This is a genomic window from Nitratireductor basaltis (assembly GCF_000733725.1).
Taxonomy (GTDB): domain Bacteria; phylum Pseudomonadota; class Alphaproteobacteria; order Rhizobiales; family Rhizobiaceae; genus Chelativorans; species Chelativorans basaltis.
Map to the genome: position 1 here is coordinate 541,070 of NZ_JMQM01000001.1, position 21,358 is coordinate 562,427.

The window sequence follows — 21,358 nt, forward strand, 5'->3', positions numbered from 1 at the left end:
TGTGCATGAGCAAGGATGACAAGACGCCACTTCTGTCCAGCGGCAACCCTCAGATCCCGAAAGGCGAGGGTGACGGGCCTGTTCAGGCCTATATTGCCGCCATGCCGGACTGGAAGAGCACCATAGGACGACAGGTCGACCAGATTGTCGTCGACGTCTTTCCCGGCGTGGTGAAAGCCGTGAAATGGAACACGCCGCTCTTTGGAAAAGAGGACGGCTGGTTCCTCTCTCTCTACTGCTACAGGAAATATGTGCAGTTGGGTTTTCTGCAGGGTGCTTCGCTTGTTCCTCCCCCACCGAAGGAATCCAGGGTGGAAGGCACGCGCTATCTCGATATTCACGAGAACGAGGCGCTGGACCACGACCTTCTGGCCGACTGGGTGGCGCAGGCCGTCAGGCAGCCCGGCGTCAAGTTCTAGCGCGGCCAGGCCGCCTGCTACTCCACGCTCAGGCGATAACCGATGCCGCGGACGGTCTGCAGCCAGATCGGGTTTGACGGATCCTGCTCGATCTTGCGGCGCAGGCGGTTGATCTGGACGTCGATTGTGCGTTCACCGACTTCGGCTTCGCCACCCACCAGCTCGTGGCGGGGGATCGTATCGCCGGCGCGTTCTGCGAAAATCACCATGATCTCGCGCTCGCGGTCGGTCAGCTTGATCACTTCGCCTGCGCGTTTCAGCTCCCGGCGGGGGATGTTGAAGGTATAGGGACCGAAGACGATCTGCTCGAGCTTCGGCTGGGTGTTGGCGGGGCCGCCGCGGCGCAGGATGTTGTTCACCCGCAGCACCAGTTCGCGCGGGTCGAAGGGTTTTGGCAGATAGTCGTCCGCACCAGCTTCCAGCCCGCTCACGCGATTGTCGGTTTCCGAGAGCGCGGTGAGCATCAGGATCGGCACTTCCTTTTCCTCGCGCAGCGAACGTGTCAGCTCCACGCCGTCTTCGCCGGGCATCATCACGTCGAGCACGATCAGGTCGAAATCGAGCCCGGCCAGCTTGCGGCGGGCCTCTGCGGCATTGCCGGCAATCGTCACGCGGAAGCCGTTTTCCCGCAGAAAGCGGTTGAGAAGCGTGCGGATGCGTGTGTCGTCGTCCACCACCAGAAGGTGGGGGGCGTCGTCGCTTGGCGGTTCATGCATGGACTGTTCAGCCTGACTCATCACGTCTGCCCGATCCTTCCTTTGCCTGTGGTCCATCCATCTGCGCACGCAGCTCGGGATTGACCATGGCCCTCAAGAATTTTTCTATCGCCTCGCGATCGGCGAAACCGGCTTCCTCAAGTGCCGCATGGATGCGGCGTGACTGAGGCAGGGCCAGTTCCAGCGCCAGGTCGTGTCCCTTCCGCGTTGGATAGAGCTTGCGCTGGCGGCGGTCGCGGGGGCCTTGAACCTGCACCACAAATCCCGTGTCGACAAGCTGCTTTAGTACGCGCGCAAGGCTCTGCTTGGTGATCCTCAACACCTCCAGCAATTCGGCAACCGTCAGCCCGGGCCGGCGGTTCACGAAGTGCAGGACGCGGTGATGCGCGCGGCCGAAACCATAGCTTGCCAAAATCGCGTCCGGGTCGGAAGTGAAGTCGCGATAGGCGTAAAACAAAAGCTCGATCAGCGTGAAGTCCAGATCGCTGTCGCCTTCGGTGGCAATATAGGCTTCAGGCGGGCTGTCGGCGGTTTTCGTCATCTTGATGTCCATGCTTCCGATTTTATGTCAGCCATATTGACATAAATTTGGCGCATTGATAATTTTTGATAACGTTTTCCGCATTTGGCGAACTTTTTTATTCGCTTTCGCGGTCAGAACAAAACATCCTGCAAGTGGATTTGCCAGCGCGGCTCAGGTGCTGGCATAGTCAGTTGTCACAGGTCACGCTGCAATTGGCGGGTGGAGCGCCCGCATGAGAGGTTAAAATGGCATCGGTCCCCTTTGATCAGTTGGACGGCTATATCTGGTTCAACGGCGATTTCGTGAAATGGGCGGATGCCAAGGTACATGTGCTGACCCACGGCCTTCACTATGCGAGTGCGGTTTTCGAGGGCGAGCGCGCCTATGGCGGCGAGATCTTCAAGCTGACCGAGCATACCGAGCGCCTGCATGAGAGCGCGCGTATTCTCGGTTTCGAGATCCCCTGGTCGGTTGCCGAGATCGACGATGCCTGCCGCGAGCTTCTCGTCAAGCAGGGGCTGGAAGACGCCTATGTCCGTCCGATTGCCTGGCGTGGCAGCGAGATGATGGGTGTTTCGGCACAGAAGAACCGCATCAATCTGGCAATCGCCATCTGGGAATGGCCGAGCTATTTCGATCCGGAGCAGCGCCTGAAGGGCATTCGCCTCGACATGGCCGAATATTGCCGCCCCGATCCCCGCACGGCACCTTCGCGTTCGAAAGCTGCCGGCCTTTACATGATCTGCACGCTTTCCAAGCATGCGGCCGAAGCCAAGGGCTATACGGACGCGCTCATGCTCGATTGGCGCGGTCGCGTGGCCGAGGCTACCGGCGCCAATGTCTTCTTTGTCAAGGATGGCGCGCTGCATACGCCAACGCCCGACTGTTTCCTTGACGGAATCACGCGCCGCACCGTCATCGCGCTTGCCAAGCGCCGTGGTATCGAGGTTATCGAGCGCGCGATCATGCCCGAGGAGATGGAAGGCTTCGAGCAGTGCTTCCTCTGTGGCACGGCTGCGGAAGTGACCCCGGTTTCCGAGATCGGTCCGTACCGCTTCGAAGTTGGTGAAATCGCTCGTCTTTTGATGAATGACTATGCTGAGGAAGTGCGTCCGCGTCAGCGCATGGCGGCCGAATAGGCCGCCTTCTGGCGCAACTCTTATGCGCGCATAATTTGCAGCCTATTTGACTTCTGCGTGTAGTGTGGCTTCACATGTCGGTGCCGGCGGGTGAGTCGGTATTTGCATGAGGGAGCAGATATGGAAGCCTTACTTCCGATTATTGTTCAGGCAGTCACCGGTGTCATCGGTGGCGAAGCTGTTGGTGCTGTCGTCAAGAAAGCTGCGATGGGCCATGCGGCCAAGATCATCAGCGGCGTTGTTGGTGGTGTTGGCGGTGGTGCACTTCTGTCCGGTCTTGGCGGTGACGCTGGCGCGCTCTCGGGCCTGCTGGGTGACGCCATCGGCGGTGCTGCAGGCGGTGGCATTCTCACCGCGGTTGTCGGTGCCGTAATGGGCGCAATGAAGAAAGCATGAGCTGACGCCAGCTTTTCTCACGGAATTTCAGCGGGCGGCTTGTGCCGCCCGTTTTCTTTTGCCACTCCCTTGGGTCAGGCAACATATCTGGCCAAGGCAAAAGGGATAGACATGGCAGGACAGCTTCAGGCCGCAATCATACCGGTCACGCCATTCCAGCAGAATTGCACCTTGATGTTCGACAGCGAGGCCAAGCGCGGCGTTGTCATCGATCCTGGCGGCGATGTCGAGCAGATCGTCGAGGCCGTGCGCGAGACCGGCGTCACCGTCGAGGCCATCTGGCTGACCCATGGCCATATCGACCATGCCGGCGGTGCCATGGATCTGAAGGAGGCGCTCAGCGTCGATATCATCGGCCCCCATCGCGACGACACGCAGCTTCTGCAAAATCTGGAGCAGCAGGCGCAGATGTTCGGACTGCCGGGGAAGGTGCGCAACTGCACGCCGGATCGCTTCCTGGAAGAAGGCGAGACCCTCTCCTTCGCAGGCCACGACTTTTCCGTCTTCCATTGTCCCGGCCACGCGCCCGGTCACGTGATATTCTTCAACGAGGCGGCGCGTTTTGCGCATCTGGGCGACGTGCTTTTCAACGGGTCGATCGGGCGCACGGATCTTCCCGGCGGCGATCACGGGACGCTGCTTGCCTCCATTCGAGAAAAGGTCCTGCCACTCGGCGACGATGTCGGATTTCTGTGCGGGCACGGCCCCGGCAGCCGGATCGGTGACGAGCGACGCGGCAACCCGTTCCTGACGGGCATGGACTAGTTAGAGAAAAGGGCGGCCCTGAAGCCGCCCCTTTGATCATCGTTGTAGCTTTCCTTACGGCTGGCAGAACCGCTGCTCGCCGCCATAGGTGGTGTAGGTGCCGGTGCGGGGATTGAAGCTGCGATAGCGGGCCTCGCAGGCGCGGTACCATTCCCGGCTCCAGGGCTCGTAGGATGCATCGCGAACATCGCGCACGCGGTAGGTCGGTGCAGGCGGATAATAATCCGAACCCCGATAGGCCGGGCGATATTCATAGCTGCGATAGCCGGTGCTGTAGCCGCGCACAGGCGGGTCGATATAGCGTGGCTGCGAGGGCCTCTGCTGCGTCAGCATGCTTCCCGCGATCGCGCCCACTGCTAGCCCGGCGATGCCGGCGATGATCGCTGCATCATTGTCGCGCTCGACATGGTGGTGCTCGTGGTGATAGCGGCGCGAATGGGCCTCTGCACTGGTCGTTGCGGCCAAGGCGGTGGCGCCCACTGCAAGCCCGTAAAGGCTGTTTCTGAAAATGGTCTTCATTGTCCTGTTCTCCAGACATCACGCGGATCTTTCCGCGCCATGATGATGCTCACGCTAGCGGCGTCATCCTGAACGCTGCCTGAATGATTTGCGGCCTTTTCGTGGCCAGGGCGGCGCGCGAAAAGTTCCAGGGCAAATGCTCTCACTGTCGGCTGGAACGGGTCTGCCGCGTCCTTGAGCTTTGCCCGGACCAACAAGGAAGGCCTTTCATGAAATCTGCACCCTTCATCTGGTTTGACCGCGACATGGAAGAGGCGCTGCGCTTCTATGTTTCACTCTTCGAGGATGCGCATATCGACTTTCTGAACGACCAGCCCATGCCGCCGGGCACTCCGCCCGAACAGCGCGTTCGCTTCGGGGGCTTCACGCTTCAAGGACAACAATATCTGGCCCTTCAGGCGCAGACGGATGAGGCGCTCAATCACCGCTTCTCGATCATGGTGTCCTGTGACACGCAGCCGGAGATCGACAGGTTGTGGGATGCGCTGGGCGAGGGCGGAGTGTTCGAGCAATGTGGCTGGGTGCGCGATAGGTGGGGTCTGTCCTGGCAGATCGTCCCGCGTCGGCTTTTCGACCTGATGAACAGCGATGACCTGTCCGTGGTGGCGCGTGTGGGGCAGGCCATGCTGGGCATGGCCAGGCTGGAGATTGCGAAGCTCGAAGCAGCAGCGCGCGACTGAGCATAATCGCATTTACGAAAAAGGACGGGCCGAACACCCGTCCTTCTGGACCGCTGCCAGCTGGCTGCGATTGTGGGACTTTCAGCCGATCTGAAGATTGACGGCCTTCGGACCCTTGCCGCGCTTGTCCGGCTCGGTGTCGAAGGTCACTTTCTGCCCGTCTTCCAGACCCGGCAGACCGGAGGCCTGAACCGCGGAAATATGCACGAAGACATCATTGCCGCCCTCTTCGGGGGTAATGAAGCCGAAGCCCTTGCTGTGGTTGAAGAATTTGACGGTACCGCTATTCGACATGGGGAATGTCCTTTCTCCCGACTTCCATGCTGATTTCGGAAAGTGTGTTTTATGCACCCTTCCGGTTCCGATCCTTTACTGGGGGAGAAGAAACAGTCAGCTTTCGAGCTTTTGGGCTCCGTCGTCCGCGCCTTTGCAGGTCTGTAAGTCCGACTTCCCGGTTGCCGTTGTGCGATCTTGTCCCGGGGCATGCTATTCCAGTCTCCGGGCCGGCAAATGCCCGAACGGTGCGAAGCTTTCCAGATTTTTTCCGAAGCGGCAAGCGAAAGTTTCATGACGGGATGCAATTGCAATTGATCCGCGCTAATCAATGCTTACCATCTGAATATGTGGAGGCTTTCCGGTGCATTCTTACGTTGGGTAAGGAAGGCCTTTCAGAAAAGAAAAAGCGCCGGCAATACCGGCGCTCTTCCATCAATTCATCTGTCAGCCGGTGAAGGCTGAAAAAACCTTAGACCTCAGCCAGGTTCACTGCCTTCGGGCCCTTGCCCATGCGGTCTTCTTCGGTGTCGAAGGAAACCTTCTGGCCGTCGGCGAGGCCCTGCATGCCGGAACGCTCAACAGCGGAAATGTGAACGAACACGTCCTTCGCGCCGTTGTCAGGCGTGATGAAGCCGAAGCCCTTGGTGGAATTGAAAAACTTGACGGTGCCAGTCTGAGCCATGGGGAAACTCCTTTTCCCATTAGTATTTGCGTCTGCGCACTGCGCGCAGGTTCGCGGTCGTCGAGAGCTTACGATGTCGGGGAAAGGGGTCGTCCAATAAAAACTCTTCCAGTCTCCGGGTCTGCAATCACCCGAACAGGCGCGGACCATGACACGGATATGTGTCATTAGCAAGACAGGCAGGTTTCGGACTTGGCGTGGCGCCTCAATCCGGCGCCTTGCCCGTCAGAAACGAGGTTGAAAAATCGGTATTGGCGACCTCGGTGCACAATCTGATCCATTGGCACCCCAGGCAGGCCTTTCTTGTCCTGCCCGCCTGAAAGTTGTCGCGCAGGCGGTGGATCATCCGGTGGTTGAGTCTGGCCTGGCGGCCGGGTTCTATGTTGAGGTTCAGTGCGCGGCTCAGGGAGTGAGCGGCGGCGCGGTCACGCTCCAGCACGCTTTCGCGCATGCAGTGGGGCTTGTCATGGGACAGCAGCGGGGCGCAGATGTCGTCGGGCCCCTCGACGATGAGTACGGGTTCGCCTTCGTTCAGCCTTGCGATGGTCGTGTCCATGTTGCGGATGAATTCGCGGCTATAGCCGTGGCCGACATAGGTCAGCGTGCACAGCAGGTGGTGTGGGCGAAGCCGGATTGTCATGGGCGCGTTTCGTCTCGGCAGGGTAGGGCGGCCAGCGCCTTTTTTCAGCAGGCGCTGGCGCAGATCAGAGATCAGCGCTTCTTGCGCATCCATCCGCGGTCAAGCGCCACAAGGCTGGCTGCGCCGAGGGCGGATTTCAAAGCACCGCCGAGGATGAATGGCGTCACGCCCAGTGTCACGGCCTTCTCGAGCCCGATCAGTCCTGCAAGCCATGCACCGCCGAGCGCGAGGCAAAGCAGGTTGGCTGCCAGCATGGATGTGAAAGCCAGCATTGGACGCTGATGGTTCCAGCCGCGTTCGGCAAACCATCCCACCAGCAATGCCATCAGAGGAAAGGCTGCGAGATATCCGCCGGTCGGGCCTGCAAAATGGGCCAGTCCGCCTGCGCCGCCTGCAAGAACGGGCAGTCCGATCATCGCCTGGCCAAGCCATGCAAGCACAGTAAGTGTGCCCAGCCTTGCACCATAGAGCGCACCGACCATGCAGATCGCAAAAGTCTGCATCGTGATCGGTACCGGCACCATAGGCACCTCGATGCGCGAGGCCACGGCCAGCCCGATCGTGCCGAACAGAACTGCGCTTGCCTTGTAGGCAAGCGAGCGCTCCTCAAGTCGAAGGGGGCTGAAGGCGGGGGTGGCAATTTCTGTCATTTCGATCCTCTTAGAAGTATAGATAATTTGGTGATTCCATTGATTATTAGTGCGCAAGCGGAGGATTGATGCAAGGGGCGCTGTGGAAAGTCGGCAGTCGGTGGTGCAGGAAGGAGTGTGAATGGTCGCGCTCCTTCGCGCCCCCCTCTGTCCTGCCGGACATCTGCCCAGGGGTGGGGAGATTGGCTGGCACGAAAGTGTCGCCTCTCCTTGCGGATAGGGGCCGACATGGCCGCCCTTGTGGTGCGTGAGTAGCGCATTGACCCCAGTTCAAGACAAAGCAAGCGAATTGGCTTTGTCAGCGTCAAAACACGCGGAGCGCAGCCCGGAAGGGCAGAGGCAACTCTTGAAACAGACCGCGAATTTCAAGAGCCACGGCATCATCCAGCCGAGTGTAGCGAGAGCCGGGACCTGTTGAGAAGCGCGGCCGGTCTGGGCAGATGGAGCTGGCGGCGCGGGCAGGTGGGGCGAGGGCCGGGCCGTGCTCTTCGCGGGTCCGCCGATGAAGCCCGGACAGCCACTAACCCGGCATGAGGAAGAGCGAAGACGTCTGCCGGCCGGAGCTTTCCACCGGTTTGTGGCTGACGCGGCGTACATGGCGGGCAAGCGCTTCGGCTGCCGCATCCACTTCGCCGCGGCGCAGGTGATGCAGGATGGTCCGATGATCGCGATCCGTGCGCGGCTCCCATTCGCTACGCCATGCGGAGAAGAGAAAATGCGCGCTGGCGGCATGAAGATCGTCGATCGCGGCCATCAGCCGCGGCATCTTGCAGGGTGCTAGGATCGTGCGGTGGAAGCGGCGATTGGCGTCTTCCCACGCCACCACGTCGGCTGCCTTGTCGCCTGCGAGCGTTGCCGCCTCGGCCTCGGCCAATATGGCGGATGTGAGATGCGGTGCGGCCTCGCGCAGCGCCAGTGCTTCCAGGGCTGCGCGCATTTCGGCCACTTCGCGCACCCGCTCCTGGCTGAAGCTGGCAACGCGCACCCCGCGCCTGGGTTCGCTTTCCGCAAGCCCCTGCGCCTCCAGCAGGCGGAAGGCCTCACGCACGGGCACATGGCTTGCACCGAATTCCTCGGCGAGATGGTCCTGGCGCAGACGCTCGCCAGCGGCCAGGTCACCGGAAATGATCCTCTGGGAAAGCACCCGTGCGATGCGGGCGGCAACAGTCTCTTTGCGCGGGCTCATGAATTGTAGATAATTTGGGCGAGGCCAGGTGTCGAGCCGCAATTTTGCCAAGGCGTGCAACCGTATCGTCCTTCTGCGGGTTTTCGGGATCTCGACGGTGGTCACCGCGTGAAAGGGAGGGTTGCGCGATGCGCGAGCTTTATCTGCTGAGACATGCCAAATCGAGCTGGGATGATCCCGCCCTTGCCGACCACGACCGCCCGCTGTCCGGTCGGGGTGAACGTGCGGCGCCACTGATGGGCCGATACATGGCCGAGCAGGGCCTCTTCCCCGACCATGTTCTGGTCTCTCCCGCCAGGCGCACGCGCCGGACGTGGAAGCTCTTGGCTTCGGAGCTGGGCCAGGGTTATTCCGAAGCCGAGTTCCACGACGACATCTACAATGCATCCGCCGACCGGCTGCTTACGCTTCTGCGCCAGGTGCCGGATGATGTCGCGCGCGTCCTGCTTGTCGGGCACAATCCGGGACTTGAGGACCTCGCTTCGAGCCTGGCGGATGAAGATTCCGATGCGGATGCAGCAGCGCGCATGCGCGAGAAATATCCGACGGCAGCACTGGCCTGCTTCGAGGTTCAGGAGCAATGGAGCGCGCTTGATCACGGCACGGCCTGCCTCACGCGCTTCGTCGTTCCCCGCGCGCTGGAGATGGATGCGGAGTAAGCGGGGCCACGTTCCTGCCAGCCTCCTGTCAGTTGCCGCCATTTCTGCGTCCTCTGCCCCTTTCCAAGCGCGGGTCGAGGTTCCATATTCACACCCATGGCCAAGACATCACCGAAAAAGACTTCCGGCTTCGAGGAAGCCCCTCAGGCTGAGTTCGAAGGCGCGCCGCTTTCCGGCTCCATCTCCGATTGGGCGGATGAAATCGCGCGCGAAGCCGAAAAGCAGCCCAAGGCGAAGAAGAAGCCGGCTGCCCGTTCCAAGGATGCCTCGCGCACATCGCGCGGCACCTCCATGGGCGGTGCGGCTTCCGCCAAGGAACGCGCTGCGGCCGGTCTCAATCCCGTTGCCGGAATGGATGTCGCGCTTGAGGATGCGGAGAAGCTCTCGTCCTCCGGCGTCACGGCCACGGTTGCCGCACTCTCGCGGCTGATCGAGGGTGGCGATCCCAATGTCACCAATGGCTGGATGCCGCACCGGCCCGAACGTCCGAAGAAATCCGAAGGCGGCATACCCTTCAAGATGGCGACGGAGTTCAAGCCATCGGGCGACCAGCCGACCGCCATTGCCGATCTCGTTGCCGGCGCGAGGGAGAACGAGCGTACCCAAGTGCTGCTCGGCGTCACCGGCTCGGGCAAGACCTTCACCATGGCCAAGGTGATCGAGGAGACCCAGCGCCCCGCGCTCATCCTCGCGCCCAACAAGACGCTGGCCGCGCAGCTTTACGGCGAGTTCAAGAGCTTCTTCCCCGACAATGCGGTGGAGTATTTCGTCTCCTATTACGACTACTACCAGCCGGAAGCCTATGTTCCGCGCTCCGACACCTTCATCGAGAAGGAGTCCTCCATCAACGAGCAGATCGACCGCATGCGCCACTCGGCCACGCGCGCGCTGCTGGAGCGCGACGACGTCATCATCGTCGCCTCCGTGTCCTGCATCTATGGTATCGGCTCGGTCGAGACCTACACCGCCATGACCTTCCAGATGGAGGTCGGCGACCGGCTCGACCAGCGCCAGTTGCTCGCCGATCTTGTCGCCCAGCAGTACAAGCGCCAGGACATCAATTTCGTGCGCGGCTCCTTCCGCGTGCGCGGCGACACGATCGAGATCTTCCCCGCCCACCTGGAAGACAGCGCCTGGCGCATTTCCATGTTCGGCGACGAAATCGAATCCATCACCGAATTCGACCCGCTGACCGGCAAGAAGACCGGCGACCTGAAATCGGTGAAGATCTACGCCAACTCGCACTATGTGACCCCGCGCCCCACGCTCAACCAGGCCATCCGCTCCATCAAGGCCGAGCTCACCCAACGGCTGGCCGAACTGGAAAAGGCCGGGCGTTTGCTGGAGGCCCAGCGTCTGGAACAGCGCACGCGCTTTGACATCGAGATGCTGGAGGCCACCGGCTCCTGCGCGGGCATCGAGAACTATTCGCGCTATCTGACAGGGCGCAAGCCGGGCGAGCCGCCGCCGACCCTGTTCGAATATGTCCCCGACAATGCGCTGCTTTTCGTGGACGAATCCCACGTCACGATCCCGCAGATCGGCGGCATGTATCGCGGCGACTTCCGCCGCAAGGCCACGCTTGCCGAATATGGTTTCCGCCTACCAAGCTGCATGGACAACCGCCCCTTGCGGTTTGAGGAGTGGGACGCCATGCGCCCCACCACGGTGGCCGTTTCGGCGACGCCGTCAAACTGGGAGATGGAAGAGGCCGGCGGCGTCTTCGCCGAACAGGTCATCCGTCCCACCGGCCTCATCGATCCGCCCGTCGAGGTGCGTCCCGCCAAGGCTCAGGTGGATGACGTTCTGGGCGAAATCCGCGCCACGGCTTCTGCCGGCTACCGCACTTTGTGCACGGTCCTCACCAAGCGCATGGCCGAAGACCTCACTGAATATCTGCATGAGCAGGGCGTGCGCGTGCGCTACATGCATTCCGATATCGACACGCTGGAGCGCATCGAGATCATCCGCGACCTGCGCCTTGGTGCCTTCGACGTTCTGGTGGGCATCAATCTTCTGCGCGAGGGTCTCGACATCCCCGAATGCGGGCTCGTCGCCATTCTCGACGCCGACAAGGAAGGTTTCCTGCGTTCGGAAACCTCGCTCATCCAGACGATCGGCCGCGCTGCGCGCAACGTCGACGGCCGCGTCATTCTCTATGCCGACAAGATCACCGGCTCCATGAGCCGGGCCATGGAAGAGACCAACCGCCGCCGCGAGAAGCAGCTTGAATATAATGCCGCCCACGGCATCACGCCGGAAAGCGTGAAGAAGAATATCGGCGACATTCTCGACTCCGTCTATGAGCGGGATCACGTCCGCGCCGACATCACCGGTGCGAAGGGCACCGATCCCAACAATCTCGTCGGCAACAATCTCGCCACGCATCTGGAGCATCTGGAAAAGGCCATGCGCGACGCCGCCGCCGATCTCGATTTCGAGGAGGCCGCGCGCCTGCGCGACGAGGTCAAGCGCCTGCGCGAGATGGAACTCGCCATCTCCGACGATCCGCTGGCCCGCGAAGTCGAGGCCGAAAGCCCCGCCTCGGGACGCCGGAAAGGCCAGCACAACAAGGGCCGCCAGCTTCACCGCACGGTGGGCGAGGGCGCTTCGCAATCCAAATCGCTCTTCCGCAAGAACGATCTCGACGAAATGACCGTCGGCCGCACCGAAAAACCGGTCGGCAAGCCCTTGCCGAAGAAACCGCAAGCCGACGCCATGCCCCCCGACCGCCCCATGCCCATGTATGGCCCCACGGGTGCCGGCGAGGACACCCTCCAACCCCGCCGCGGCAAAATCGGCGCAGGATCATACGAGGATGCCGGCGAAGAACGGCGGAAAAAGCGGCGCCCGGGCAAGACGGGCAGGCCGGGAAGGTAGGGGCGTCACACGCCCCACGTCATCCCGGTGGCCGGCAGGCGTTCGGGCTGGTCGCGCCTTCCGTTCGGGCGGGATAACGGAGAGGGCGTTCGGCCGCTGAAGTTCACCCCAAGCACACCCCCCTCTGCCCTGCCGGGCATCTCCCCCTCAAGGGGGGAGATTGGCTAGGAGTCACGCCCTGCTTACCCAATAAAGTATGGCGCCGACATAAACGCGATTGATCTCCCCCCTTGAGGGGGAGATGTCCGGCAGGACAGAGGGGGGTGCGAAAGGGCGCGAACATATCCCCACCTATCCGGAAGACCAGCAGCAGGAAGCCCATCATCTCCCGCAACCAGCCAGGCGCAGCATCCACACCGCCAATCTCCCCCCTTGTGGGGGAGATGTCCGGCAGGACAGAGGGGGGCGCGAAAGGGTGCTACCATATCCGCACCTATCCGGAAGATCAGCAGCAGGACGCCCATCATCTCCCGCAACCGGCCAAGCGCAGCATCAACACCTGCCAATCTCCCCCTTGAGGGGGAGATGTCCGGCAGGACAGAGGGGGTCAGCAGGAAGCCCATCATCTCCCGCAACCAGCTAGGCGCAGCATCCACACCGCCAATCTCCCCCCTTGTGGGGGAGATGTCCGGCAGGACAGAGGGGGGCGCGAAGGGGCGCTTGCCTCTCAGCCCCTCACGCCGCACGTCTTGCGGCATAGGTGCCGTCGGGCAGGGCGGTGACGTGGCCATAGGCGGCCAGCGTGCGCAGGTGTTGCTCGACCCTGCCCTCGATGCGCTTGCCGCCGCGCTTGAACTGGCGGGCGATCTCGGCTGCGGCCATGGGGCGGGCCTCGACGGCAAGAATCCGCTCCACTGCGAGCGGCTGCTCGTAGGCATCGGTGGGGAAGGAGGGCTTGTCGTTGTCGATGGCGACCACCGGCGCATCGAGCGCAAGCTCTCCGCTTTTTGCGGCAGCGCCCTTTGCGAAACGGGGGATCTGATATTCTGGCCGCAGCCAGCGAACATGGCCTCCCGCCTCCTCCTTCGCCCGCTCGGCATTGAGCGCGACCAGCCGTTCGAGGATGTCCTCGTCGGAGAGATCGTGCGGCCAGCCATAGGCCTCGGCGGTGAGCCGGTCGATGGTTTCGTGCAGCTCTTTGAGGATCAGCACGAGGCCGCGCGTCTTCACATCCTCTTCCTTGTCCGAAAGCGCCTCGCCGGATTTGAGCTTTTCCATAACGTTGTAAAGCCCGGTCATGGTGAGATCGGGATGCTCGGCCAGAACCTTCTTGCGCGTGGCATCGAGTTCTTCTCCGGCAGCGCGGAGCTTTTCGCGCAGGGCATCGGAGGGGTCGGGGAATGGGAAGGGGTCGAAGCAGCGACCGCGTGAATATCGTGGGCGATCTTCAAGCGTCCCACCGCTATTCATTGCCCAAACGACATGGAATTTTGAGGAGAGAACTGCGAGCACTGAAGCGCATTCAGAGCATATCGCGATCAAGGTCTGATCAATCAATGTAGATTGCTCAAGAAACTGGAATAGACGATATTTTGATGTCTGAACGGTAGCTATGAACCGCGCTATGGGAGACACGGCCTCACGAAACTCCGGGCGAGGTTCAGCAAAATACCACCAGTTCTCGCGGTATGATTTCCGACGGTCTTGCTGCCGAACACCCCTTACCGTGTCCAGTAGATGTGAATAGATCACGGGGTGATCATTTCTTAACTTCTCCTGCGAGAAGCCAAAAGTGTCGATCGCGCAAACTCCTCTTGCCCGTGCGGTTAAATCACGCCCGCTTCGATACTCACTCAAAAGCTTCGCGGATTCAGGCTCGATATCCGATAGATGCTTCGCTTGCTTCGGATCCACAATGAAACCAGCCCCTAGAAAAATAATCCCTCGAAAACAGAGCCCTTGGTTTGCTTGCAGTGGTGTAACCTTCGTTACATCCACACCCACGCTCAAATCCGAATTGATCTTCCCCACCCGGTTTTCGAACACGATCCTCGGCTCGTCCGTGTCCAGCGCCGCCTCGCGCACCACGTCGCGCAAAAGGCCCTCATGGCTGCCGGGGGCGCCCACGGTCATGGCGATGCGCACCGCCGCGCTTTCGCGGGTGGCCTTGGTCCAGGGGTGGTCGGGCACAGCATAGATGAGGCTTATGGGCTTTTTGGCATTGAGGTGGCGCTCCATGACACGGCGCTGGAACACCTGGCTGATGGAATTGGTGGTGACGAAGCCGAAACGGCGCAGCGGGGTTTTCCTGGCGGTCAGAAGCCCGGCGGCGCGGTCCCACCAATACATGACGAAATCCGCGCTCTCATTCATGTGTTTGTGGGCGGCCCACAGCGCCTCGGCATAGGGTGAGCCCATGCGCGAGCGAATGTCCTTGCCGCCGACAAAGGGCGGGTTGCCGACGATGAACTCCGCCTCCGGCCAGTCGGGCCGGCGTGGATTGGGGCAGGTTTCCACGCGCTCGCCATCCTTTTCCACGATTGTCGGCACGGGATGGCCATCCCATGTCAAAACCGCGTCATAGCCCTCGCGCCGGCCGAAATTGATGTTTTTGAACGCCTTGAGGATCGGCTCGGCGGGGTGGCCGTCTCGGTTTCTATAATGCTGTTGCAGATAGCCGATCCACACGACAAGCTCGGCGATTGCCGCGGCGCGCGGGTTGATCTCCAGACCCAGAAATTGATGCGGATCGACGGTTTCGCCCTCCAGCCCCAGCGCCTCGGTCTCGCCAAGGCGGGCCAGTGTTTCCAGCACCTCGCCTTCGAGCTTTTTCATCAGCTCCAGACTGACATAGAGGAAATTGCCCGTGCCGCAGGCGGGGTCGAGCACGCGGGTTTCGCAAAGCTGGTGGTGGAACGCCTTGACCAGCTTCACGGCATCCTTTTCCTTGCCGCTCTCCTTGGCGGTTTCGGCGCGGGTGAGCACCTTGCGCCAGTCATCACGCAGGGGCTCCATGACGGTGACTTCCACCAGACGCTGCACATAGCTGCGCGGGGTGTAATGCGCGCCGAGCTTGCGCCGCTCGGTGGGCTCCAGCGCCTGTTCGAGCAGCGTGCCGAAAATGGCGGGATCGACCTCGGTCCATTTTGCTTTTGCCGCCTGCCAGAGCTCGCCGATCTCCTCCCGCCCCAGCGGGAAGGCGCGGGCATTCTTGAACAGATTGCCGTTGAAATGGCGCAGATGGGTGCGGAAGGCGGAGAAGAAGCGGTCGTCGCGCTTTGGTGCATCCATCTTCTTCCAGAGTTCTTCCACCAGCGGGACGAAGGCATCGGGCGACTTGGTGCAGTCTTCCAGAAGGCCGGTGAAGAAGGCCTCCGGCAGGAGCGCCACATCCTCGGCGAACATGGTGAAGATGCAGCGCATGAGAAAATGCGCCACCTCTTCAGGCTGGTGCTTTTCCTCCAATGCCTTGCTGACAGCTGCCAACCGCTTGGCGATCTCGCGGGTAACCCGGGCGGATTCGCGCGTCGGATCGAGCGATTCCGCGTCAGTCCAGATCTTGCGCAGGCGCTCGCGGATCGCCTCGTCGCGCAAATCTTCCATATAGATGCGGAAGCCTTTGCGGTCGGGATATTGCGTATAAGCTCTCCCCGTGCCGGTGAAGTCCGCGAAAACCTCTATTGCATGGCCCACGTCACAGACGAGGATGAACGGTGGTGCTGGGTGTGAGGCATCAAGCCGGAAGACATAGTCTTCTGCCTGGCGGCGTGCCTCCTGCATCATGCGGTCCCAGCCGCGTGCAACAGTGCGTTTGCCGCGCGGGGCCGGTTCATCGCCGAACAGGCCGGGCTGCTCCGAGCCGCGTCCTTCCTTCATGCGGGATTGTTTCGCTTCGAGGATGAAGCTGCCCTTCTTGTAAAGGTCGATACGCTTCGGAGCAGTTCCGCCCTCGCTTTGACGCGGCTTTACCGCACGTTCGAAAACGTAGTCATTGAGCGCCGTGTCGGACCCTGCCACATCTGGATGGGGTAGGCCCAGAACGTCGCAAAGCTCGGTGACGAACATGGAATAGTTGGCCCGTTCCGCCCCGCCTTCGCGTGCCGTCCAGCGAGCGATAAAAGTCTCGACGTCCATCATTCCCCCAAAGCGATCCGACTGCACTTTATGCAACTCAAGGTGAAAGACAAGGCGACGAAATATCCTCCTGCCACTTCGTTACCCTCAAGAGCGAGCCGTGCTCGATCAGATCCCGTGGCCGGATTAACCATTGAAGACAAGCGGACCGGTTTTCGTGAACATTTTGCTGTCGCGGGCGTTTGGCAGGGGACGGGAAACGGGGGACAGAGAAAAGCAGCATGCATCGCTTAAGCGTTTCAGCAGCCTTCGCGCTCTCGGTCATGGTCGGCTATTCGCTGTGGTCGCTGGCGACCGGCTGGCAGGCGGAAAGGCATGGCAGCGCCATCCACTGCCTCGCGGGCGCGCATTGCAACGCGCCGAGCATCAAGTGGAACGGCATGAGGGCAAGGGCACAGGCCCCCATGCATGGCGTGCGCTAGGGTCGGCAGGCGACTGCGGTCTTGCCACTGCGGTGGCTTGGCGGTGCGGATATCCGGTCAGGCCGTCTTCTGGCAAAGCGCGCCGTCGAGGCCCGCCTGAACGAGAACCAGCGGCGTACGCCGCCCGGCTTCCCAACTTGCCAGCATCCGTCGCGCAACGCGTTCGCGCTGCTTTGCGTCAGTGGCCTCTATTCCCAACTCGGAACATACCGCATCGACAACACGGCTCAGCTCGTCCATGTCCGTGGTGTCAAAAATGCCGCGTGTGTTACTTCCGGACTTACTCATCGTCCGGTCTCCTTCCTCAGCGGACGGCCGGTGGGCCCGCCCGTACCATGAAGCCAACCCCCTCATGGCTCTTGGTCGTATGCACAAGCGATCATGATGCAGGAATATGGCCAAGAAATGAACCCCCCGCATTTCCAAAAGATCTGTGGCATGGGCGGCCGGGAGAGGTGGAGAGTTCTTTCGCCGGCTGCGCGGGCTTACTATACATGTCACAATTGCGCGCTAAGCATCGCCGATCATTGTTGGAAGGGATTCGCTTGTCATGAAAATTGCTGTTCTGGGTGGCGACGGTTTCGTGGGCTGGCCCACCGCGCTGCATTTGTCCGCGCAGGGTCACGAGATCCACATCATCGACAACCTCTCGCGCCGCTGGATCGATACCGAGCTTGGCGTGCAGTCGCTGACCCCGATGGACTCCATCCAGGAGCGCACGCGCATCTGGCATCAGGAAACCGGACGGCGCATCCATTTCCACCTCATCGATCTGGCGCGCGACTACGATGTCCTGAAAAACTGGCTGGCTGACAACCGGCCGGACGCGATCGTGCATTTCGCCGAACAGCGCGCCGCGCCCTATTCCATGAAGACGGACCGGCACAAGAACTACACGGTCAACAACAACGTCAACGCCACGCACAATCTGCTCAATGCCATGGTCGAGATCGGCCTCGACGCGCATCTGGTGCATCTGGGCACGATGGGCGTTTACGGCTACTCCAATGTGGGTGCGGCCATTCCCGAAGGCTATCTGCCGGTCGATGTGGAAACGCTTGCAGGCGAGAAGGCTTCTCAGGAAATCCTCTACCCGGCCAATCCGGGCTCGATCTACCACATGACCAAATGTCTCGATCAGCTCCTGTTCCAGTTCTACGCCAAGAATGACGGCGTGCGGATCACCGATCTGCATCAGGGCATTGTCTGGGGCACGCATACGGCTGAGACCCGCATCAACGAGCAGCTCATCAACCGTTTCGACTATGACGGCGACTACGGCACGGTGCTCAACCGCTTCCTCATCCAGGCGGCCATCGGCTATCCGCTGACGGTGCATGGCACGGGTGGGCAGACGCGCGCCTTCATCCATATCCAGGATTCGGTGCGTTGCGTGGAGATCGCGCTGAAGAATGCGCCGGCGCGGGGCGAGAAGGTCAAGATCTTCAACCAGATGACCGAGACCCACCGTGTGCGCGATCTGGCCGAGCTTATCGCGAAGATGACGGGCGCGAAGGTTTCCTATCTGCCCAATCCGCGCAAGGAAGCACCCGAGAACGATCTCGTCGTGCGCAACGAGCAGTTCCTCAAGCTCGGCCTCAACCCGACCACGCTGGAAGAGGGGCTTCTGTCGGAGGTTGTCGAGGTGGCGAAGAAATATGCCTATCGCGTCGACCGCTCGCGCATCCCTTCCGTTTCCGCCTGGACCAAGGATATCGCCCCCACCATCGAACGTGATCCGGAAGGAAAACGTCTGAAAAGTGTGTCCTAACAAACGGACATAAACTGGTCTGGTTGACAGGGTTCGACGCAACTTTCAAAAAGAAGCGCGCTGCGACATGGTCGCAACGCGTTTCATTTGGGAGGAATACCATGTCAATCATGTCCAGGGCGCTGGCTTTTGCCGGTGCTGCCGCACTTCTGACCAGCGTCGCGCAGGCGGCGGAGCTGAAAGTCGGCTATTCGCTGTCGCAGGATTCGCACTACGGTGTGGGCGCGACGGCATTCGGTGAGGAACTGGAAAAGCTCACCGACGGCAAGTTCACCATCAAGCAGTATCCGGCCAACGCCCTTGGCGGCGAGCGTGAGATGGTCGAAGGCGCGCAAATCGGTACCGTCGACGTCGTCATCACCTCGACCGGCCCTGTCGGCAATTTCGTGCCCGAGACGCTGATCACCGACATCCCGTTCCTTTTCAAGGGCTACGAGCATGCACATGCCGTGCTTGACGGTCCGATCGGGCAGGAGATCCTCGACAAGTTTCCCGAGCATGGCCTGATCGCGCTTGCATGGGGCGAGAACGGCTTCCGCAACCTGACCAATTCAAAGCGCGCGGTCAAAACGCCCGCCGATGCGGAAGGTCTGAAGATCCGCACCATGGAGAACCAGGTTCACATGGAAGCCTTCAAGGAATTCGGCATCCTGCCGACCCCGATGGCCTTTCCGGAGCTTTTCACCGCGCTCCAGCAGGGTACGGTTGACGGTCAGGAAAACCCGATTGGCGTGATCCTGTCCGCGAAATTCTCCGAAGTTCAGGAGCACCTGTCGCTGACGAACCACGTCTATTCGCCGGCGCTCATCATCCTTTCGCCCGTCGTTTGGGACGGCCTTACGGATGAGGAAAAGGACGCGTTCCGTCAGGCTGCGAAGACGGCGGCTGCTGCCATGCGCAAGAAGGTTCGCGATGATGCGGAAAACGGAGTTGCCGTGCTCAAGGAGCAGGGCATGACGGTGACCGAGGAAGTCGACCGCGCTGCATTCGAGGCCGAGCTTGAGCCCCTGATGGCGAAATATGCCGAGCAGTTCGGTGCCGATCGTCTCGATGCCATCCGCAACCACGACCATTGAGCGATAAAGCTCCGCTGAAACCTGACCGGGCGGTTCATCTGCCCGGTCGCATCGTGTGAGGAACGCATGCTCGCAGCCCTGCGCCTGATTGACCGGATGATCGTGAAGCTCGCGCTGGGGCTTGCCATGTTGCTCATGGCAGTCATGGCCTGCGTGACCTTCTACCAGGTCATAACCCGGTTCGTGATCGAAAGCCCTTCCACCTGGTCGGAAGTGACAGCCCGCTCACTGATGATCTGGATGGTCTATATGGGGTTGGTAGCAGCGCTGCGGCAGGGCGCGCTCATATCGATCGACATACTCATCGTTTCCGTTCCCAAGGCAGTGCGCAAGGTGCTGGCGGTGGTGATCGCGGTACTGACGCTTTGCGTGCTTTACGTGATGATCCGCTATGGCTGGCTCATGACCATGCGCACGAGTTCGCAGAGCCTGGCGGGACTGACCGACCCGTTTACCGGTTCGCGGATTTCCATCGCGCTTGTCTATGCTGCGATCCCGGTCAGTGGCGCGCTTTGCGTTTTCGCGGTGCTGGCACGGCTTGCAGAAGAACTGTTCGGGGAAGAGCCTGCGCCACAGGCCGGGCTCGAGGTGGAGGTTTAAGTCATGTCCACCTTCATGATGATCTCCATGATCGTGCTTTTTGCACTCGGTGTGCCGATCGCAATCGCCGTTGCTGCTGCGTCCATCGGCGGTATCGCCTTCTTCACGCCGCTGCCGCTTCTGGTCGCGGCGCAGAAGCTGATGACTTCCATCGATTCCTTCCCGTTGATGGCGGTGCCGTTCTTCATTCTTGCCGGCAATCTGATGGAAGCAGGCGGTATTTCCGCCCGGCTTGTCGAGTTCGCCAAGACGATTGTCGGTGGGGTGCAGGGCGGTCTGGCATGCTCCTGCGTCCTGACCTGCATGATCTTCGCCTCGGTCTCGGGGTCCTCTGTTGCGACGACCTTCGCGATTGGCGCGATCCTCATTCCGGCCATGACGCGTCACGGCTATCCGACAAGTTTCGCCGCAGCGCTGCAGGCGACATCTGCCGAACTCGGCGTGATCATTCCGCCATCCATCCCGCTGATCCTTTATGGCGTGAGTGCCGAAGTCTCGATCGGCTCGCTCTTTGTTGCCGGGATCGGGCCAGGCGTTCTGATCGCAAGCGCCTTGATGCTCTTCGTTTATATCTATTGCCGCGTGAAGGGCTGGGGAAAGAACGACCATGTGGATCGCCTCGACTTCGTGACGGCGGTCCGCCAGGCACTGCTTGCGCTCCTGATGCCGGTCATCATCGTGGGCGGCATTTATCAGGGCGTCTTCACGCCGACCGAAGCTTCGGTCGTGGCGGTATTCTACGCGCTGTTTCTCGGTGTCTTCGTCTATCGCAGCATTGGCTGGAACGACTTGATGAACGTGCTGCGCAAGTCGGTTATTTCGTCGACCGTCATCATGTTCATCATCGCCGCCGCCGGGCTCTTCTCCTTCCTCATCACGCGGGCTGGCGTGCCGGCAGCTGTGGGTGAGTGGATTGCGGGGACGATGGAAAGCAAGGTGGCCTTCCTCGTGGCGGTCAACCTGTTCCTTTTCTTCGTCGGCATGTTCATCGAGACCTCTGCGGCCATCATCGTTCTGGCACCGATCCTGGCGCCCGTGGCTGCACTGTTCGGCATCGATCTGATCCATTTCGGCCTGATCATGGTGGTCAATCTGGCGCTGGGCATGATCACGCCGCCGCTGGGCGTGAACCTGTTTGCGGCGTGTCAGGTGGCCAATCTGCCGCTGCAAAGGGTGGTGCCGAAGCTGATTCCGTTCGTGCTGGTCAGCCTTGCTTGCCTCGTCCTCATCACATACGTACCGCAGATCTCCGTGGGGCTGTTGCCCTTCCTGCGATAGAGGAACG

General features: G+C 61.0%; 22 protein-coding genes. 12 read left to right on the forward strand and 10 right to left on the reverse strand.

Features of this window, described 5'->3' with window-relative positions; genetic code table 11:
• Window positions 1-5: 5 nt before the first annotated feature.
• On the forward strand, window positions 6-419 hold the full coding sequence (locus EL18_RS02590; RefSeq protein ID WP_036479480.1) for a DUF1801 domain-containing protein: 414 nt from the start codon (window positions 6-8) through the stop codon (window positions 417-419).
• A gap of 17 nt (window positions 420-436) precedes the next feature.
• Here the strand turns inward: EL18_RS02590 and EL18_RS02595 are convergent, their stop codons facing one another.
• Window positions 437-1,156, reverse strand: a complete 720-nt coding sequence (locus EL18_RS02595; RefSeq protein WP_036479482.1) for a response regulator — start codon at window positions 1,154-1,156, stop codon at window positions 437-439.
• Complete coding sequence (locus tag EL18_RS02600; RefSeq protein WP_036483806.1) at window positions 1,143-1,676, reverse strand: MarR family winged helix-turn-helix transcriptional regulator; 534 nt, start codon at window positions 1,674-1,676, stop codon at window positions 1,143-1,145. The genes EL18_RS02595 and EL18_RS02600 overlap by 14 nt, the downstream gene beginning before the upstream one ends.
• 227 nt (window positions 1,677-1,903) lie before the next feature.
• On the opposite strand from EL18_RS02600, the gene EL18_RS02605 reads away from it, so the two are divergent.
• The 3 genes from EL18_RS02605 (at window position 1,904) to EL18_RS02615 (ending at window position 3,958) form a co-directional block, all read left to right on the forward strand.
• The gene (locus tag EL18_RS02605) at window positions 1,904-2,797 is read left to right on the forward strand and encodes a branched-chain amino acid aminotransferase (protein WP_036479484.1); all 894 of its coding nucleotides are present in this window, start codon (window positions 1,904-1,906) and stop codon (window positions 2,795-2,797) included.
• 120 nt (window positions 2,798-2,917) lie between these two features.
• Window positions 2,918-3,193 carry a hypothetical protein gene (locus tag EL18_RS02610; protein ID WP_036479486.1) on the forward strand — a complete coding sequence of 92 codons (276 nt, stop codon included), beginning with the start codon at window positions 2,918-2,920 and terminating at the stop codon, window positions 3,191-3,193.
• Window positions 3,194-3,304: 111 nt separating this feature from the next.
• Window positions 3,305-3,958, forward strand: coding sequence for an MBL fold metallo-hydrolase (locus tag EL18_RS02615; protein ID WP_036479488.1), 654 nt, complete (start codon window positions 3,305-3,307; stop codon window positions 3,956-3,958).
• 54 nt (window positions 3,959-4,012) lie between these two features.
• On the opposite strand, the gene EL18_RS02620 is transcribed toward EL18_RS02615, so the two are convergent.
• Window positions 4,013-4,477: a BA14K family protein gene (locus EL18_RS02620; RefSeq protein WP_036479490.1), complete on the reverse strand. Its 465-nt coding sequence runs from the start codon at window positions 4,475-4,477 to the stop codon at window positions 4,013-4,015.
• Window positions 4,478-4,686: 209 nt separating this feature from the next.
• Between EL18_RS02620 and EL18_RS02630 the strand changes: the two genes are divergently transcribed.
• Window positions 4,687-5,157 carry a VOC family protein gene (locus tag EL18_RS02630; protein WP_036479494.1) on the forward strand — a complete coding sequence of 157 codons (471 nt, stop codon included), beginning with the start codon at window positions 4,687-4,689 and terminating at the stop codon, window positions 5,155-5,157.
• 81 nt (window positions 5,158-5,238) lie between these two features.
• Here the strand turns inward: EL18_RS02630 and EL18_RS02635 are convergent, their stop codons facing one another.
• The 5 genes from EL18_RS02635 to EL18_RS02655 form a co-directional block, all read right to left on the reverse strand.
• A complete protein-coding gene (locus tag EL18_RS02635) occupies window positions 5,239-5,451 on the reverse strand; it encodes a cold-shock protein (RefSeq protein WP_036479495.1) in 213 nt (70 codons plus the stop codon).
• Window positions 5,452-5,902: 451 nt separating this feature from the next.
• Window positions 5,903-6,115, reverse strand: a complete 213-nt coding sequence (locus EL18_RS02640) for a cold-shock protein (protein ID WP_036479497.1) — start codon at window positions 6,113-6,115, stop codon at window positions 5,903-5,905.
• A 205-nt stretch (window positions 6,116-6,320) separates the two neighbouring features.
• Window positions 6,321-6,848 (reverse strand): DUF1284 domain-containing protein, encoded by a 528-nt coding sequence (locus EL18_RS02645; protein WP_341872051.1) that lies wholly within the window; start codon window positions 6,846-6,848, stop codon window positions 6,321-6,323.
• Complete coding sequence (locus EL18_RS02650) at window positions 6,827-7,405, reverse strand: biotin transporter BioY (RefSeq protein WP_036479500.1); 579 nt, start codon at window positions 7,403-7,405, stop codon at window positions 6,827-6,829. Before EL18_RS02650 ends, EL18_RS02645 begins: the two co-directional genes overlap by 22 nt.
• 520 nt (window positions 7,406-7,925) lie before the next feature.
• Window positions 7,926-8,591, reverse strand: a complete 666-nt coding sequence (locus tag EL18_RS02655) for a GntR family transcriptional regulator (protein ID WP_036479503.1) — start codon at window positions 8,589-8,591, stop codon at window positions 7,926-7,928.
• A gap of 128 nt (window positions 8,592-8,719) precedes the next feature.
• Between EL18_RS02655 and EL18_RS02660 the strand changes: the two genes are divergently transcribed.
• Window positions 8,720-9,250 carry a SixA phosphatase family protein gene (locus EL18_RS02660; protein WP_036479506.1) on the forward strand — a complete coding sequence of 177 codons (531 nt, stop codon included), beginning with the start codon at window positions 8,720-8,722 and terminating at the stop codon, window positions 9,248-9,250.
• A 96-nt stretch (window positions 9,251-9,346) separates the two neighbouring features.
• A complete protein-coding gene (uvrB, locus tag EL18_RS02665; protein ID WP_036479508.1) occupies window positions 9,347-12,130 on the forward strand; it encodes an excinuclease ABC subunit UvrB in 2,784 nt (927 codons plus the stop codon).
• 675 nt (window positions 12,131-12,805) lie between these two features.
• Here uvrB and EL18_RS02670 read toward each other — a convergent pair.
• On the reverse strand, window positions 12,806-16,204 hold the full coding sequence (locus EL18_RS02670) for a class I SAM-dependent DNA methyltransferase (protein ID WP_036479511.1): 3,399 nt from the start codon (window positions 16,202-16,204) through the stop codon (window positions 12,806-12,808).
• A gap of 221 nt (window positions 16,205-16,425) precedes the next feature.
• Between EL18_RS02670 and EL18_RS02675 the strand changes: the two genes are divergently transcribed.
• Window positions 16,426-16,626: a hypothetical protein gene (locus tag EL18_RS02675; RefSeq protein ID WP_036479514.1), complete on the forward strand. Its 201-nt coding sequence runs from the start codon at window positions 16,426-16,428 to the stop codon at window positions 16,624-16,626.
• Window positions 16,627-16,683: 57 nt separating this feature from the next.
• Here EL18_RS02675 and EL18_RS02680 read toward each other — a convergent pair whose 3' ends face one another.
• On the reverse strand, window positions 16,684-16,914 hold the full coding sequence (locus tag EL18_RS02680) for a hypothetical protein (RefSeq protein WP_036479517.1): 231 nt from the start codon (window positions 16,912-16,914) through the stop codon (window positions 16,684-16,686).
• 262 nt (window positions 16,915-17,176) lie between these two features.
• On the opposite strand from EL18_RS02680, the gene EL18_RS02685 reads away from it, so the two are divergent.
• The 4 genes from EL18_RS02685 to EL18_RS02700 all read left to right on the forward strand — a co-directional run bounded on the left by EL18_RS02685 (window position 17,177) and on the right by EL18_RS02700 (window position 21,351).
• Window positions 17,177-18,397, forward strand: coding sequence for an NAD-dependent epimerase/dehydratase family protein (locus tag EL18_RS02685; RefSeq protein ID WP_036479520.1), 1,221 nt, complete (start codon window positions 17,177-17,179; stop codon window positions 18,395-18,397).
• A 101-nt stretch (window positions 18,398-18,498) separates the two neighbouring features.
• The gene (locus EL18_RS02690; protein WP_036479523.1) at window positions 18,499-19,473 is read left to right on the forward strand and encodes a TRAP transporter substrate-binding protein; all 975 of its coding nucleotides are present in this window, start codon (window positions 18,499-18,501) and stop codon (window positions 19,471-19,473) included.
• Between the two features lie 66 nt (window positions 19,474-19,539).
• A complete protein-coding gene (locus tag EL18_RS02695) occupies window positions 19,540-20,073 on the forward strand; it encodes a TRAP transporter small permease (RefSeq protein ID WP_051913700.1) in 534 nt (177 codons plus the stop codon).
• A 3-nt stretch (window positions 20,074-20,076) separates the two neighbouring features.
• A complete protein-coding gene (locus EL18_RS02700) occupies window positions 20,077-21,351 on the forward strand; it encodes a TRAP transporter large permease (RefSeq protein ID WP_036479526.1) in 1,275 nt (424 codons plus the stop codon).
• The last annotated feature ends 7 nt before the right edge of the window (window positions 21,352-21,358 follow it).

Coding starts and splice junctions, on each gene's coding strand:
- EL18_RS02590 (WP_036479480.1), top strand. CDS start 6: ATGAGCAAGGATGACAAGACGCCACTTCTGTCCAGCGGCAACCCTCAG.
- EL18_RS02595 (WP_036479482.1), bottom strand. CDS start 1,156: ATGAGTCAGGCTGAACAGTCCATGCATGAACCGCCAAGCGACGACGCC.
- EL18_RS02600 (WP_036483806.1), bottom strand. CDS start 1,676: ATGACGAAAACCGCCGACAGCCCGCCTGAAGCCTATATTGCCACCGAA.
- EL18_RS02605 (WP_036479484.1), top strand. CDS start 1,904: ATGGCATCGGTCCCCTTTGATCAGTTGGACGGCTATATCTGGTTCAAC.
- EL18_RS02610 (WP_036479486.1), top strand. CDS start 2,918: ATGGAAGCCTTACTTCCGATTATTGTTCAGGCAGTCACCGGTGTCATC.
- EL18_RS02615 (WP_036479488.1), top strand. CDS start 3,305: ATGGCAGGACAGCTTCAGGCCGCAATCATACCGGTCACGCCATTCCAG.
- EL18_RS02620 (WP_036479490.1), bottom strand. CDS start 4,477: ATGAAGACCATTTTCAGAAACAGCCTTTACGGGCTTGCAGTGGGCGCC.
- EL18_RS02630 (WP_036479494.1), top strand. CDS start 4,687: ATGAAATCTGCACCCTTCATCTGGTTTGACCGCGACATGGAAGAGGCG.
- EL18_RS02635 (WP_036479495.1), bottom strand. CDS start 5,451: ATGTCGAATAGCGGTACCGTCAAATTCTTCAACCACAGCAAGGGCTTC.
- EL18_RS02640 (WP_036479497.1), bottom strand. CDS start 6,115: ATGGCTCAGACTGGCACCGTCAAGTTTTTCAATTCCACCAAGGGCTTC.
- EL18_RS02645 (WP_341872051.1), bottom strand. CDS start 6,848: ATGGATGCGCAAGAAGCGCTGATCTCTGATCTGCGCCAGCGCCTGCTG.
- EL18_RS02650 (WP_036479500.1), bottom strand. CDS start 7,405: ATGACAGAAATTGCCACCCCCGCCTTCAGCCCCCTTCGACTTGAGGAG.
- EL18_RS02655 (WP_036479503.1), bottom strand. CDS start 8,591: ATGAGCCCGCGCAAAGAGACTGTTGCCGCCCGCATCGCACGGGTGCTT.
- EL18_RS02660 (WP_036479506.1), top strand. CDS start 8,720: ATGCGCGAGCTTTATCTGCTGAGACATGCCAAATCGAGCTGGGATGAT.
- uvrB (WP_036479508.1), top strand. CDS start 9,347: ATGGCCAAGACATCACCGAAAAAGACTTCCGGCTTCGAGGAAGCCCCT.
- EL18_RS02670 (WP_036479511.1), bottom strand. CDS start 16,204: ATGGACGTCGAGACTTTTATCGCTCGCTGGACGGCACGCGAAGGCGGG.
- EL18_RS02675 (WP_036479514.1), top strand. CDS start 16,426: ATGCATCGCTTAAGCGTTTCAGCAGCCTTCGCGCTCTCGGTCATGGTC.
- EL18_RS02680 (WP_036479517.1), bottom strand. CDS start 16,914: ATGAGTAAGTCCGGAAGTAACACACGCGGCATTTTTGACACCACGGAC.
- EL18_RS02685 (WP_036479520.1), top strand. CDS start 17,177: ATGAAAATTGCTGTTCTGGGTGGCGACGGTTTCGTGGGCTGGCCCACC.
- EL18_RS02690 (WP_036479523.1), top strand. CDS start 18,499: ATGTCAATCATGTCCAGGGCGCTGGCTTTTGCCGGTGCTGCCGCACTT.
- EL18_RS02695 (WP_051913700.1), top strand. CDS start 19,540: ATGCTCGCAGCCCTGCGCCTGATTGACCGGATGATCGTGAAGCTCGCG.
- EL18_RS02700 (WP_036479526.1), top strand. CDS start 20,077: ATGTCCACCTTCATGATGATCTCCATGATCGTGCTTTTTGCACTCGGT.